15 protein-coding genes are annotated in these 13,429 nt (G+C 55.4%); 10 read left to right on the forward strand and 5 right to left on the reverse strand.

Annotation, left to right across the window (positions count from 1 at the left end; translation table 11 throughout):
- The first annotated feature begins 91 nt into the window (after nucleotides 1-91).
- The 3 genes from N909_RS0116630 to N909_RS0116640 are packed head-to-tail and all read left to right on the forward strand — an operon-like array spanning nucleotide 92 to nucleotide 3,485.
- A complete protein-coding gene (locus N909_RS0116630) occupies nucleotides 92-898 on the forward strand; it encodes a substrate-binding periplasmic protein (RefSeq protein ID WP_051689843.1) in 807 nt (268 codons plus the stop codon).
- The gene (locus N909_RS24805) at nucleotides 895-2,742 is read left to right on the forward strand and encodes a hybrid sensor histidine kinase/response regulator (RefSeq protein ID WP_051689844.1); all 1,848 of its coding nucleotides are present in this window, start codon (nucleotides 895-897) and stop codon (nucleotides 2,740-2,742) included. Before N909_RS0116630 ends, N909_RS24805 begins: the two co-directional genes overlap by 4 nt.
- Entirely contained in the window at nucleotides 2,739-3,485 is a 747-nt protein-coding gene (locus N909_RS0116640) for a substrate-binding periplasmic protein (protein ID WP_051689845.1), read from the forward strand. The genes N909_RS24805 and N909_RS0116640 overlap by 4 nt, the downstream gene beginning before the upstream one ends.
- Nucleotides 3,486-3,534: 49 nt before the next feature.
- Here N909_RS0116640 and N909_RS25775 read toward each other — a convergent pair whose 3' ends face one another.
- Nucleotides 3,535-3,711: a hypothetical protein gene (locus tag N909_RS25775; RefSeq protein WP_155005965.1), complete on the reverse strand. Its 177-nt coding sequence runs from the start codon at nucleotides 3,709-3,711 to the stop codon at nucleotides 3,535-3,537.
- Nucleotides 3,712-3,927: 216 nt separating this feature from the next.
- Here N909_RS25775 and N909_RS0116650 point away from each other — a divergent pair, with 216 nt between their 5' ends.
- The 5 genes from N909_RS0116650 to N909_RS0116670 all read left to right on the forward strand — a co-directional run bounded on the left by N909_RS0116650 (nucleotide 3,928) and on the right by N909_RS0116670 (nucleotide 7,227).
- Nucleotides 3,928-4,593 (forward strand): response regulator, encoded by a 666-nt coding sequence (locus N909_RS0116650; protein ID WP_029917145.1) that lies wholly within the window; start codon nucleotides 3,928-3,930, stop codon nucleotides 4,591-4,593.
- 38 nt (nucleotides 4,594-4,631) lie between these two features.
- Nucleotides 4,632-5,117 carry a PaaI family thioesterase gene (locus N909_RS0116655; protein ID WP_029917147.1) on the forward strand — a complete coding sequence of 162 codons (486 nt, stop codon included), beginning with the start codon at nucleotides 4,632-4,634 and terminating at the stop codon, nucleotides 5,115-5,117.
- 468 nt (nucleotides 5,118-5,585) lie between these two features.
- Nucleotides 5,586-5,771 (forward strand): 4Fe-4S binding protein, encoded by a 186-nt coding sequence (locus N909_RS0116660; RefSeq protein ID WP_029917150.1) that lies wholly within the window; start codon nucleotides 5,586-5,588, stop codon nucleotides 5,769-5,771.
- Between the two features lie 331 nt (nucleotides 5,772-6,102).
- Nucleotides 6,103-6,675 carry an isochorismatase family protein gene (locus tag N909_RS0116665; protein WP_029917153.1) on the forward strand — a complete coding sequence of 191 codons (573 nt, stop codon included), beginning with the start codon at nucleotides 6,103-6,105 and terminating at the stop codon, nucleotides 6,673-6,675.
- Nucleotides 6,676-6,711: 36 nt separating this feature from the next.
- Nucleotides 6,712-7,227 carry a ferritin-like domain-containing protein gene (locus N909_RS0116670; RefSeq protein WP_029917155.1) on the forward strand — a complete coding sequence of 172 codons (516 nt, stop codon included), beginning with the start codon at nucleotides 6,712-6,714 and terminating at the stop codon, nucleotides 7,225-7,227.
- 98 nt (nucleotides 7,228-7,325) lie between these two features.
- Here the strand turns inward: N909_RS0116670 and gabD are convergent, their stop codons facing one another.
- The 3 genes from gabD to N909_RS25365 all read right to left on the reverse strand — a co-directional run bounded on the left by gabD (nucleotide 7,326) and on the right by N909_RS25365 (nucleotide 9,636).
- The gene (gabD, locus tag N909_RS0116675) at nucleotides 7,326-8,792 is read right to left on the reverse strand and encodes an NADP-dependent succinate-semialdehyde dehydrogenase (protein WP_029917158.1); all 1,467 of its coding nucleotides are present in this window, start codon (nucleotides 8,790-8,792) and stop codon (nucleotides 7,326-7,328) included.
- Between the two features lie 81 nt (nucleotides 8,793-8,873).
- Entirely contained in the window at nucleotides 8,874-9,254 is a 381-nt protein-coding gene (locus N909_RS0116680) for a hypothetical protein (RefSeq protein WP_029917160.1), read from the reverse strand.
- A gap of 25 nt (nucleotides 9,255-9,279) precedes the next feature.
- Nucleotides 9,280-9,636, reverse strand: a complete 357-nt coding sequence (locus N909_RS25365) for a SpoIIAA family protein (protein ID WP_051689846.1) — start codon at nucleotides 9,634-9,636, stop codon at nucleotides 9,280-9,282.
- Between the two features lie 382 nt (nucleotides 9,637-10,018).
- Here N909_RS25365 and N909_RS0116690 point away from each other — a divergent pair, with 382 nt between their 5' ends.
- A complete protein-coding gene (locus N909_RS0116690) occupies nucleotides 10,019-11,254 on the forward strand; it encodes a cation:proton antiporter (protein ID WP_029917164.1) in 1,236 nt (411 codons plus the stop codon).
- A 37-nt stretch (nucleotides 11,255-11,291) separates the two neighbouring features.
- Entirely contained in the window at nucleotides 11,292-11,723 is a 432-nt protein-coding gene (locus N909_RS0116695; RefSeq protein WP_029917166.1) for an RpiB/LacA/LacB family sugar-phosphate isomerase, read from the forward strand.
- Between the two features lie 20 nt (nucleotides 11,724-11,743).
- Here the strand turns inward: N909_RS0116695 and N909_RS0116700 are convergent, their stop codons facing one another.
- Nucleotides 11,744-13,162, reverse strand: coding sequence for a sigma-54-dependent transcriptional regulator (locus N909_RS0116700; protein ID WP_029917167.1), 1,419 nt, complete (start codon nucleotides 13,160-13,162; stop codon nucleotides 11,744-11,746).
- Nucleotides 13,163-13,429: the final 267 nt, after the last annotated feature.

Raw genomic sequence — 13,429 nt, forward strand, 5'->3', positions numbered from 1 at the left:
AAAATCAATTTACTTCGTTCCTAAGATCAGTTAGATTTGTCATGTTTAATGTTTGTGCCCGTTATCATTGCCTGCATGAGGCCTTGCTCTGATGAAAGCATACGGCGTTACATTGTCCCGGTCTTTATCTCTCCTGCTGCTCATCGGGTTGTCTTTGTTTGTTCCGCTGTCCGTCGTTGCGGAAGAACAGCGTGGGGTTCTGATCACCGCCGGCCCGGCTTGGAACGGATTTACCAATAAAGATGGCCACGGTCTTTATCATGACCTCATCCGCTTGATCTACGGTGCCCGCTTCTCCGTGAAACATCTTTATGTACCGACCGTTCAGGCCAACAACCTGGTGGCCGCCGGTCGCGCTGACATCAAACTTTGTGAAACAAAAGAGGTTCCACCTCTGCATTTGGCCGCTTATCCGCTCTATGAAAATGCTTATTTCGCCTTTTTTCTGAAAGCGAAAAACCCTTTCTGGGAGGGGCTTGACAGTTTGACGGGGAAACAGGTGGTCTGGCGGGAAGGTTACTATTCGCAAGCCGATTTTCCGGTCGCGGTCAATGTCAGGGAGGTGCGCAGCGGCGAATCCGCCCTGATGATGGTGATTCTGGGGCGCGCCGATTACTATATCGACGATCGGCAGTTGATCAACGAATCTTTGCAACTGGCAAAGCTGGATTTCGACGCACAGCGGTTCGGGCTTGAAGTTGTCGGTCAGCGCCGGTATTACCCGGTCTTTGCCGACAGCGAGAGAGGCCGGAAACTGCAAGAAGAATTCGAACTGGGCCTTGAGAGACTGTACCGCAGCGGTCAACTGGAACCGGTTTATCGGCAATGGGGCTTTCCTGTTCCGCATTTTTCTTTTCCCCAACAGCGGGATAGCCATCTTGACAGGGGGAATCATTGAAAAGCGCCAAGCTGAAGAACAAATTGCTGCTCAGTATGTTGCTGACCTGTTCCTTGATTGTTCTGACGGTCAGTTTCTATCAGGGGTACCTGCGGTTGGAAAGGCAGAAGCAGCAGATTCAACAGGAATTTATCAGCTTTGAAAACGGCGCGATGAACTCCATCCGCGAAGCGGTCTGGCTGTATGACTGGGACATGGTGCAGACCATTGTTGAAAACCAGACCAGCAAGGTGATCACCTATGCGGAAATATGTGATCGCTCTGCTGCTCGCTGCTTCAAGTTCGGCCTACGCGACGAGGTTCCTTTTCTGGAACACGCCAGTGACATTGCGCATCGGGAGCCAACGACCCGGAACCAGGTGGATATCGGCACGATTTACCTGCAGGCTCATTATGAGCCTTTTTCCGTCTCCATTCTCAGGGATTTCCCGGAATTGTTACTGGCCAATGGCATCAGCGTTTTCGGTGTTGCCATTATCCTTTTTTTCCTGTTCCACCGCCAGGTCGTTAATCGGCTGCAGCAGGTGGAGTCCTACGCCCGCGCCATCGACCTGAACAATATTGATCGACTCAGTACACTGAAGGTGCCGGAAAACCGCTACCGGGATGATGAAATAGATCACCTGGTCGATGCCATCAACGGGATGACGGCCCAGCTAAAAGATGATCTTGAGCAGCGCCAGCAACTGGAACAACGCTTGACCCAAGCCCAGAAAATGGAGGCCCTGGGGACCCTGGCTGGCGGGATCGCCCATGATTTCAATAATATCCTGTCCGCAGTGCTGGGGTTCGCCCAGTTGAGTTACACCCGTTGCGAACCGGGCTCGAAGTTGCAGCAATACCAGCAGCAGATTATCCAGGCGGGAGATCGGGCTAAAAAACTGATTGGTCAGATCCTGTTATTCAGCCGCCGTGCGGAACCGGTTCGGGAAGCGTTGAACTTAGCTGAGATTATCAGGGAGGATACCCCGTTATTGCGTGCTTCATTGCCAACCAGCGTGGATATTGCCATTTTCCTGGATGACGAGATCCGGGTTCTTGGCGATGCCACGCAATTACATCAGGTCGTCATGAACCTGACGGCCAACGCCGGGCATGCCATGCGGGAAAACGGCGGACACCTGACCATCGCCCTGGCCCGCAAAAAACTTGCTGGCGCGGCTGCAGCGCGCTTGGACCTGGCCCCTGGACGCTATGCCTGCCTGACGATCCGGGACACCGGACCCGGCATCCCGGAAGAGATTCGCAAGCGGGTTTTCGAGCCGTTCTTTTCGACCAAAAAAGTCGGTGAAGGCACCGGCATGGGCCTGGCGGTAGCGCATGGCATTATCCGCGCTCATGGCGGAGTTATCGACCTGGCTGGCGAGGCGGGGGAGGGGGCCTGCTTTTACGTTTACCTGCCGGAGACCGATCTTTGTGTGGAAAAGAAGATTCCCCCCGCCACGACCTTAACGGGGGGCGGTCAATCGATTGTCATTGTCGATGACGAGTTGCCGGTGGCCGAGTTGGGGCGCGAGATACTGGTTAATCTGGGGTATCGTGTCGCGGTCTACAATGACCCAAACCAAGCCTACCAGGATTTGTCAGCCGCTGACATGGCGATAGATCTGCTCATTACCGATCTGACCATGCCGGGAATGGGCGGCCTTGATCTGGCGAAAAAGCTCAGAAGTCGGAATCTGAATTGGCCGATCTTGCTCTGGACAGGATTTGCCGACAAAGCCGAAGCCGCAGATTTGTCGGCCGGGGCGATATCCCGGGTCTTACGCAAACCGTTCACCATCGAATCCCTTGCCGAGGCCGTCCACCAGGGGCTGAGCGGGAAGAGCGGAGGTCTGGCGTGAAAAGCATTGAGCGCAGAGGAAAGGTTCTGATTCTGGCCTGGTTATTGGTTGGGTGCCTTGCTGGACCGGCTTTCAGTCTGGAAACGATCCGGGTCAATACGTCAATCAAACCGCCGTTTTCCACGCTGGCGCAGGATGGTTTTTTTGACCTGTTGGTCAAGGAACTGTTTGCCCGCATTGACATTCAGGTTGAATTGATCAGATTGCCGGCAGAACGGGCACTGCAGATGGCAGATGATGGCTACAGCGACGGCGAGATCCCCAGAATCGGGGGGTTGAGTGAGCAATATCCGAACCTTATTGCCGTTTCCGAACCGGTGATTGACTACAATTTTGTCGCCTTCGTCCGCAAACCAGCACATGAGCGGATGAGCTGGCAGCGACTCGCGGGGGAGGATGTCGGGATTATTATCGGCTGGAAAATTTACGAAGAGCGTGTACCGGCCACGGCCAAGATCACCCGGGTTGCCTCGCCCGCTCAGTTGCTGGATCTACTCAGCGCCGGACGGATAAAATTCGCCCTCTATGAACGCTATGCCGGCTATCACCTGCTCAAGGAATACCATCATAACGACATGGTGGAATGCTTACCCCCGCTGGCCGTGCGGCCGATGTTCCTCTATCTGCATAAAAAACATGCCGCCCTCATCAAGCCGCTGGCTGCCGCACTGCGGCGGATGAAAGAGGATGGCAGCTGGCAACGCATCGCCGTTCAAACCCTCGGCTCGCCCACCACGAAATAACCTCGCGGGATCCCATGAGCGTCCAGTCGCAAAGAACTGACGGGAGCAATCAGGGCCCGAAGCTTTCCTTCAGCAGTTCCGTCATGGTCCGTCCGCAGCAGGTCATATCTTTTTTCTTGGCTTCCGCCTTCGGGTATTTGGTGTTACATGCGGTACAGAGAAACGCCGAATGTTCAGCTTCTTCTTCGATAGCCTCAGAGAATTGGTCTTTGTATTGATCTGACATGGCTGCTCCTTTCTGCTTGCGTTGGTTACCTTTATTTATCAGTGTAGCAGCAGGCGGTCTTTGCACAATGAGCAGGTTGCTCCTCTCGGGGGTAGATATTTTCTACCATTTTCAGTCCGCTAAAATTGTCAAACCTGGATTTGCTGATAAAATTTGACCACGTTCGCCAGGCGGCAGCGCCCGCCGCAACAACGGCTCTTCCTTCCGGAGGTGCAGATGAGCGCCGTCAGACTTATGATCGTGGATCAGCAGCCTGTGGTGGAAAAGGGGCTGGAACATTTTCTGGCGGACTGCACCGATATCAGTATCTGCGCCAGGGCGGGCAGTGCGCTGGCGGGCCTGAAACTGCTGCAACAGGTGAAGGTTGATATAGTGGTCATGGATCTGGCTTTCCCGACGCTCGGCGGCACTGAAGCCATTCGCCTGCTTTTGGCGGAAATGCCGGAGCTTGCCATTGTCGTGTATACTGCCAGAGACGACGAAGCCTCTGTTTTTCATGCGCTTAAGGCCGGGGCCAGGGGTTATATCTTGAAACAGAGCCCGCTGGAGGAATTGATTGCAGGCATTCGTGAAGTTCAGCGCGGCGGTTATGCACTCAGCCCCTGCCTGAATCCGGAAATTATCAAATTTTACCTGAACCATCGGGACGATGGTGATGACCAACTGGCTCAATACCTGGCGTTGACGGACCGCGAAAAGCAGGTATTCAGGCTGCTGGCATTGGGCAAACAGACCGATGAGCTTGCAACGCTCCTGACCATCAGTCCGAAAACCGTGGCCAAGCATCGGGCCGCGATAAAGCATAAACTCGGGTTTAAAAACAGTGTGGAAATTCTGCACTATGCCATCAGATTGGGAATTGTCGATATCGACGAAACTTGATTAATTCAGACCCTGCGGGTGTCAAGCGGGAGAGCTTTATGCAAAACGAGCCAATATCCACTGCTGCGGTCAACCTGGACGGCGCTGCCGACTGGGTGGCTTTTGATGCTCCGGCGCTGGTCGGGGCATCGTTGCGTTTCGTATCTGCTGAACCAGAGGGGAACCGCTACCGGGTTCGTTACTTTAAAAATCCGGCGGGCGAACTGCGCGCCAGAGTCTGGTTCGGCCCTGAAACCGAAGGTCCGCCGGGGCATGCGCACGGTGGCGCCATGGCCGCCGTGCTTGATGAAGTCCTCGGCCTGGCGGCCTGGACCGCCGGTTATCCGGTTGTGGTCGGCAATCTCAATGTCAGCTTCCGCAACCCTTTGCCCCTGGGAGAAGTTGCGACTGTCGCCAGCCGGGTGACGACCGTTGAAGGGCGTAAAATCACCGTATTGGGGCGAATCTGCGCGGGTGAACTGGTCTTTGCCGAGGCCGAGTGCCTGTGTATTGCCATCAAGGGGAAAAATCCCCAGGGCGATTAACTCCGCCGCTGCTGTGTTTTCTGTGCAGCAAGCAATAACAGGAGGCTGGAACTGTTATCTGCAGCGGTATCCTGCTATCATCCAATCAGGTCTGGATCTTTTTGTTTACAGGTTGTTGAAGCCAGCCTGAAAAGCCCAACGATGGGCAGGCAAAATCAGTGACGATCCGAAATGGCGCTAAGTTTAAGAGTCGATGGCAGCAAAACCGGGACTGTCCCCGCATGGGGGCTGTCCCAGGTCTTTGCGGTGCTAACCGCTACCGTTTCCTGGCTCGCAAACTTTTGGGACAGCCCCCGATGACCCTGGGGATAGTCCCGAGTGTACTGCAAAGCTGTTTAAACGAGAGCCTTCGTGACGATCAGTAATTCTTTGATTTTGTGTGGTGGGGAAAGCTTGTGCTTTTCTCCATCATGCTTGGAAAAGCCCCGGGCCAGCTTTTTCAACAACCTACTCAAGGAGACTCAAGCAATGGGGACACATTATATTGTCGATGAATGTATTCTTTGCGGCACCTGTGAACCGGTCTGCCCGGTCAGTGCCATCAGCGAAGGAGAGCCTTATCAGATTGACCAGGCGGTCTGCACCGACTGCGGCGAATGTGATTCAGTCTGCCCGGTTGACGCCATCCAGTGGGAAAAGACCGCCGATCGTTAGCAGCCTGTTGACGTAACGTTTGTTGATCGCGGATGGGCGATCAACAGCAAGACTGATTGTCCGTTGAGTTGACCAGGTGGGGCAATTCCCACCGCGCTTGGCAAAGCCCCCGGGCGGGTTTTGCCAACACTAGTTAGTTGGCATCCGGAAACTCCGGAAGCCAACGCATAAGTTTTCAGATTGGAAACGAGAAATTTTTTGTTGTGGCAAGGACATCAAGGGGTTATGCGGAGGCGTAGTTCTTTACACCGCACAAATAAGCCCGCAGATTGACACCGCCACGGTGGAAAAGGGCCGTTTCCGGATGACAACGAGTTAGGGAGAGAGTTGCATGGGAGATATCGATCAATTAACAACCGGCGACCTGCTGCTGATTGTCGATGTGCAGAAGGATTTTTGTCCGGGCGGGGCGCTGCCCATTGCCGGGGGCGATCAGGTGGTGCCGATCGTCAATGCCTGGACGGCACGGGCGCAGGCCAATGGGGTTCCTGTTTACCTGAGCCGCGACTGGCATCCGCAGTGTCATCTGAGCTATCAGGAAAATGGCGGGATGTGGCCGGTGCACTGCGTGCAGGACAGTGCCGGCGCCGCTTTCCACCCCGACCTGCTGGTTCCTGAAGAGGCGGTCATAGTGACCAAGGGAACCCGTTTCGACCAGGATCAGAATTCGGCATTCGATCAGACCGGCCTGGCCTTCTGGCTGCATAAGGCCGGGGTGCGGAGAATTTTTACCGCCGGCCTGGCGCAGGATGTCTGTGTCCTGGCCACAGTCATGGATGGTGTTAAAGAAGGGTTCGAGATGGTGCTGATCGAACCGGCAACCAGAGCGGTCAGTCTGGAAAACGGTGCCCGTGCGCTGCAACAGATGCGTCAGGCCGGAGTACATATTCTCAGTGAGCACTGATTCTGAACTGATTCGGGATCAGCCAAAGGAGGATTTATGAAAATTTTGGATTTCGCAATGCAGATGGAAGAGGACGGCAAGAGCTATTATCAGCAGTTGGCCAATCAGGCCAAACACCCCGGCCTGAAAAACATATTTCAGCGCCTGGTCCTGGACGAACAGAAGCACTACGAAATTTTTCAGCGTTGGAAGTTGACCGGGAAAGCCCCGCACATGACGGATACGACCATCATCGCCGATGTCAAAAATGTCTTTGAGCAGCTGCCGCAGACGGCCGCCACCCTGGAGGTGCAGCAGGGGGACCTGGATGCTTACCAGCATGCCATGAAGATCGAAGCGGACAGTTTTCGACTGTACGAGGAATGCGCAGAGAAAGAGGCGGACGAAGGAACCAAAGCGCTGTTGCTAAGAATTGCGGCCGAAGAGCACAAACATTTTAACGTCATGGAAAACATCTATCATTTCATCAATGCGCCCAACCAATACCTGGCCTGGGGTGAGTTCAGCAATCTCGACGAGTTTCGCCAGTTTGGTCGGGATGTCGATATTTGAGAAAGAGGCGGTCGGTACGTTGACTTGCTGATCAGTTCTGCACCAAACAGCCCGGCTCAAATCCATGAGCCGGGCTGTTTGGCGGTGGCAAGCCCGAATCAGGAGTTGACTTCGCCAATGCACATATATTTGATGGCCAGATAGTCTTCAAGGCCGTATTTACTTCCCTCCCGGCCGAATCCGGATTCCTTGACCCCGCCGAAGGGGGCGACGGTTGTGGAAATCAAACCGGTATTGACTCCGACAATGCCGTATTCGAGAGCTTCGCCAACTCGCCAGGAGCGGGCCAGGTCGCGGGTATAGAAGTAAGAGGCCAGGCCGAATTCCGTAGCGTTGGCGAGCCGGATCGCTTCTTCCTCGGTTTTAAATTTGAACAGCGGCGCGACCGGTCCGAAGGTCTCTTCGCCAGCAATGAGCATGTCCGGGTTGGCATCGGTCAACACCGTCGGCTCAAAGAATTGTCCGCCCAGGGCATGGCGCTTGCCGCCGGTGAGCAGGTGGGCCCCTTTCTTGACCGCGTCGGCGATATGCTGCTCGACGGTTTCAACCGCATGCATATCGATCAGCGGCCCCAGTTCGCTCCCGTCCTCAAAACCGTTGCCGACTTTCATCTTCAGGACCGCAGTGACCAGTTTGTCGGCAAAAGCCTGGTAGACGCCTTCCTGAACCAGAAAGCGATTGGTGCAGACGCAGGTCTGGCCGTTGTTGCGGTATTTGGATGCGATGGCCCCGGCCACGGCGGCATCCAGGTCGGCATCGTCAAAGACGATGAACGGGGCATTGCCGCCCAGTTCCATGGAGACCTTTTTGACCGTTCCGGCGCATGCGGCAATCAGTTGTTTGCCGACTTCGGTCGAACCCGTGAAGGTCAGTTTGCGTACCAGCGGATTGGCGGTCAGTTCACCGCCGATGGCTGCCGAGGAGCCGGTGACGACGCTGAAAACCCCGGCCGGAATGCCGGCGCGCCGGGCCAGTTCGGCCAGGGCCAGGGCCGAATAAGGGGTGGCGCTGGCCGGTTTGACCACCATGGTGCAACCGACGGCCAGGGCCGGCGCTGCTTTGCGGGTGATCATCGCAGCCGGGAAGTTCCAGGGCGTAATGGCTGCACAGACGCCGATCGGCTCTTTGAGGACCATGATTCTTTTGTCAGCCTGATGGGGCGGGATGATATCGCCATAGACCCGCTTGCCCTCCTCGGCAAACCATTCGATGAAGGACGCGGCATAAGCGATCTCCCCACTGGCTTCGGCAACCGGTTTGCCCTGTTCTGCGGTCATGATTTTAGCCAGGTCCTGTTGATTTTCCAGCAGCAGTTCAAACCAGCGGCGCAGTTTTCCGCAGCGTTCCTGTGCGGTCAATGCCCGCCAGTCCGGCAGGGCTCGGGCCGCCGCTGCTATCGCCCGCTGGGTCTCCGCAGCGCCCAGTTTGGGAACGGTTCCCAGCTGTTCTCCGCTGGCCGGATCGGTCACGGTCAGGGTCGCTCCGCTGTCCGCGTCAATCCATTGCCCGTCGACAAAACATTGCTTTTTCCAAAGGGTTGGATCTGTTAATCGGTTATCTAACATCAGTTCATCTCCCGGTTAAGAATTCAGGCTGGTTATCGGTAACGCTCTGCTGCTTGCCAGAGCGGCGTTGCTGCACGTCGCTCAGGATTCCGGCCAGCCCTGGTAGTTGACCATCAGTTCGGCAAGAATTTCCGCCTGCTCATGATCAAGATTATAGGTCAGACCGCATACGGATTTTTGGCAATCGATCTTTCTGGCCAGGTCTTCTCCCCAGTCCGGGTTATAAAAGCTGACCATGGCACTGATAAACTGTTCCTCCCCGCCGCTCATAGAGACAATCTCTTTCTCGATCCGGGTCCTTACCGGCCGCAAGTCATCTTTGTGCTGAGCCGTCGCCGGTGTTTTGGGGCCGAACAGATGCCTGCCGAGAAGATCGACGCCACGTTTCCAGGCAGCAAAGAAGCGCTTCTCCTTTTCTTCGGTTTGAATCAGCACGTTCAGGATATTGTCTTTTCCGACCATGTTCCTCGCAACGGAAACCCTGCAATTATTCGGTGAGCCAGGCCCAGGCCTGTTCCACCCGGCCTTCCGGGAAACAGCGGCAGCTGGTCAAGCTCAGCCCGGCAAAAATCCGTACGCTCCATTGTTCTACGCGACTCCCACCGACCAGAGCCAGGCGGTGAATGTCATTGAGGTGTTTGACGTCAAATTTGAGGTCCTCCCACAGACTGCCCAGGTCCGCGTAAGGAAAAGCCTGCAGGTCGATCAATATGCTGATTTTCCCTGCTTCGGAGATCGTTCCTTCGAGCTCATCGGCAATCTGTTCGGCTTCGGTCCGGGTCAAGGGGGTGGTAATACGATACGCGACGGCGCCCGGGGCGCCTTTGTTCAAGCGTTCATACACGGGTTTGTCCTCCGGTGTCTTTTCGTCCGGTTGTTGCGCGCCTGACTGCGGACCGCCCCGTCTATTAGCGGCTTTACCCAGCTCGGTCGGGGACTGTTTGGGGCACAGGCAGCAGCTTTGCAGCGCGACGTGCTGGAGCCGATCAGCTGGGCACCGATTTTTTAATTCTATCATCTCTGGCTCGGATAGCAGCCGTGGAGCTGATCTTTTCCCGCCGGCGAAGGCTGTGCGGAGGGGGGCAAACGCCACCGGAAGGTTTTCAGGCTCCTTTCATGGTAAAATGAAAAGCACATTCAGCCACCGCATGTCCGCTCAAGACCTGATCCCGGGCCGCGGACCACCGCGGGTATGAATCGACAACGCAGTACTGCAGGACATCAGCATGAATTTTTTTCAGATTTCAGCCGTTCTGATCGTGATGACAGCCTTGTTCAGTTATTTGAATTATCGCCGTCTGCACCTGCCGACAACCATCGGCGTCATGTTGATCTCCCTGCTCATGTCGCTGGGTCTTATCTTGCTCTCCTCCTTCGGGTTGAATCTGGACAATCAGGCCGCGCAGATGTTGCAGCGGATCGATTTCGATGAAACATTGCTGCACGGCATGCTGGCCTTTTTATTGTTTGCCGGGGCATTGCCCCTTGATTTGGGGGACCTGACCAAGCAACGATGGATTATTGCCGCGCTGGCCACCGCCGGTGTGCTGACCTCCACCTTTATCGTTGGCGGGCTGTCCTGGCTGGTGTTGACCGGGCTGGGCGTGGCCATGCCGTTTTTGTCCTGTCTGTTATTCGGGGCTCTGATTTCCCCGACTGACCCGGTTGCGGTCCTGGGTCTGATCCGGCGGCTCGGTCTGCCGCATGATCTGGAATCCAAAATTGTCGGCGAATCGCTGTTCAATGACGGTTTCGGGGTGGTGGTGTTCACGGTTCTGCTGGCTTTGAGCAAGGGAGAACAGCCGCTGTCAGTCCCTGATGTTGGCATCTTGTTTGTGCAGGAGACCGCGGGCGGCCTCCTGTTCGGCCTGGCGGTGGGCCTGTTGACCTATGCCATGCTGAAAAAGGTGGATAATTATCAGGTTGAAATTCTCCTGACCTTGGCCATGGTCATGGGCGGCTATTCTTTGGCTGATACCCTCCATATTTCTGGCCCTCTCGCGGTCGTCATCGCCGGATTGTTGATCGGCAGTCACGGCCGCTCTTTCGCCATGTCGGAGACGACCAGGAAAAACCTCGATACGTTCTGGGAACTGGTCGATGAAATTCTCAACGGGGTGCTGTTTGTCCTGATTGGTCTTGAGATCCTGGTCATCCCGGTCAGCGTGATCCATCTGCTGGCCGGACTGGCAGTTATTCCGGTGGCGTTTCTGGCCCGCTGGATCAGTGCCGGTGGCGTGCTCCATTTGTTGCGCTGGAAATACCCGGTTCCTGCCGGCACCGTGACCCTGATCACCTGGGGTGGACTGCGGGGAGGGATTTCAGTGGCTATGGCTCTCTCGCTCCCTCATGGACCGGCCCGACAGATTATTATCGTGATGACCTATGTGATTGTGGTCTTCTCCATTCTGGTGCAGGGGTTGACGCTGGAAAGAGTGGCGCGCAGAGTTATTCGTTCATAAACCGAACATCAATTTTAGTAAAGGGGCTCTTGTGAAGATGAAAAAGATTGCCGTTGCTGCCGATCATGCCGGATTTCACTTGAAGACCGCAGTGCTGCTCCACCTGCAAAATTTGGGCTATGGCGTGGAGGATTTCGGGACTGACAGCGAGGTGCCGGTGGATTACCCGGATTTCATGCGCCCGGCGGCGCAGAGTGTAGCAACGGGGCAAAATGACCTGGGCATTGTTATCGGCGGGAGCGGCAACGGCGAGGCCATGGTGGCCAATAAGGTTCCCGGGGTGCGCTGTGCGCTATGCTGGAATGAGAAAAGCGCCCGCCTTGCCAAAGAACATAACAATGCCAATATGATCGCTATCGGCGCCCGCATGGTCAGCGTGCAGGAGGGGTTGTGGATCGTTGATACCTGGCTGCAGGCGCAATTTCAGGGAGAGCGTCATCAGCGCAGGATCGAAAAGATCGAGGGCTGAATTTGCCGGAGCCCGGGCGTTCAGCCGTTTTTCCGCTTTAATCTTTGCCCCAGAGCCTGTCTGGTGATACCGAGTCGGTGTGCAGCCATGGTCAGATTCCCCCGGCTGCGTTTCAAGGCTTCTGCGATCAGTTGTTCCGTACCTTCTTTTAAGGTCGGCAGCTCGTCCGGGAAATGGATGCGGGTTTCGTCGTCCGGTGCCGACTGAACTTCCGTCTTTTGCTGCTGCAGGTTCGTTTCTTCGGAGATTGCCCCCTGTATTGGGTGCAGAGTTAGAGGGCCGAATTGATGGCGGCTGACCGCGTCATAAACCATGCCCCGTAATTCCCGGATATTCCCCGGAAAAGAATATCCTGCGCAGGCCGCGGCAAGAGTTTCCGGCAATGGTGGTATTTTTTTGCCGAGTTTGTCCGCGGCTTCATGGGCGAAATGAGCAATCAGCAGCGGCAGGTCGTCGATTCTGTCCCGTAATGGCGGAATGATGATCTGATGAGTCTGCAGGCGATAATAAAGATCTTTGCGAAATCCTTTCGCAGCTATTTTTTGGTTCAAATCGGTGTTGGTCGAAAAAACGAACCGGGCCTGGCAGTATTTGGGTCTGTCACTCCCCAGGGGAAAATACTCACCTTCCTGGATCAGCCGCAGCAATTTGATCTGTGACGGCAGGCTCAAGTCGCCGATCTCATCAAAAAACAGGGTTCCTCTGCCCGCTTTTTCTATCACTCCGGCCCGTTCTGCTTCTGCGCCGGTAAAGCTGCCCCGGACATGACCGAAGAGGGTGTCGGAAAAAACCGCATCATCCAGTCCGGCAACATTAATGGCAACCCAGGGTTGCTCAGGGCGACTGACGGCATGCACCGCGCGGGCGGCCAGCTCTTTGCCGACTCCGCTTTCGCCGCTGATAAGGACCGGTTCCGAACTGCTGCCGGTCGCTTCTATATAGCTGAAAATATTTTGCATTCTCTGGTTGCGGGTGATGATCTGACGAAAAGCCTGCGGCGAGTGGAGCGCCGGCTCCAGCAGGTTCGATTTCAGGTTATCAAGCTCATGTCTGAGTTCGCTGGCGGCTAATGCCTGTTTAATTCGTGAAATGAGCCGTTCCGGGTCGTCAGTCTTGACAAAATAATCAAGGGCGCCGGCTTTGATGCAGCTGACCGCTGCTTCCACCTGGTCCAGGCCGGTGACAATAATGACCGGTATCTCCGGGTGGTTTTCAACCAGATGGGAAAGTAAGGCATATCCCGAAATGTGGGGCATGATCAAGTCCAGGACGACCAGGCTGAAGGTCTTTTTTCCGATCAGCTCAAGGACTTGGCGGCTGTCGGTGCAGCAGACCGTATGGTCTATCTTGCCATCCTGCAGCAAAGCCTGCAGGACCCGAAGATAGCCCGGTTCGTCATCAACCAGTAAGACCGGGTTGGCTGGATAATTCCCGTTCATCAACTCTCCTCTTCAGCAAATCCGTTTGCTCTGCAGGGCGCCGTTCCGCCGGTCAGTGAATTTTTCAAGCAGGGTGTTCTTTGGGGGGCAGGACGGGCAGGCTGAAGACGAAGGCTGTGGAAATCACCGAGCAGGAGAGCCGAGCTTCTCATATTCCCCCCAATAATACATATAAAGATATCATATATTTGTAGTCGTTCCAAGAACAGTTCTTTGCGCAATTGGGGCGTTCGTCAGCGGGATTGCGGTTGCTGCCGGTGCAAGATC

It is taken from the genome of Pelobacter seleniigenes DSM 18267 (genome assembly GCF_000711225.1).
Lineage (GTDB): Bacteria > Desulfobacterota > Desulfuromonadia > Desulfuromonadales > Geopsychrobacteraceae > Seleniibacterium > Seleniibacterium seleniigenes.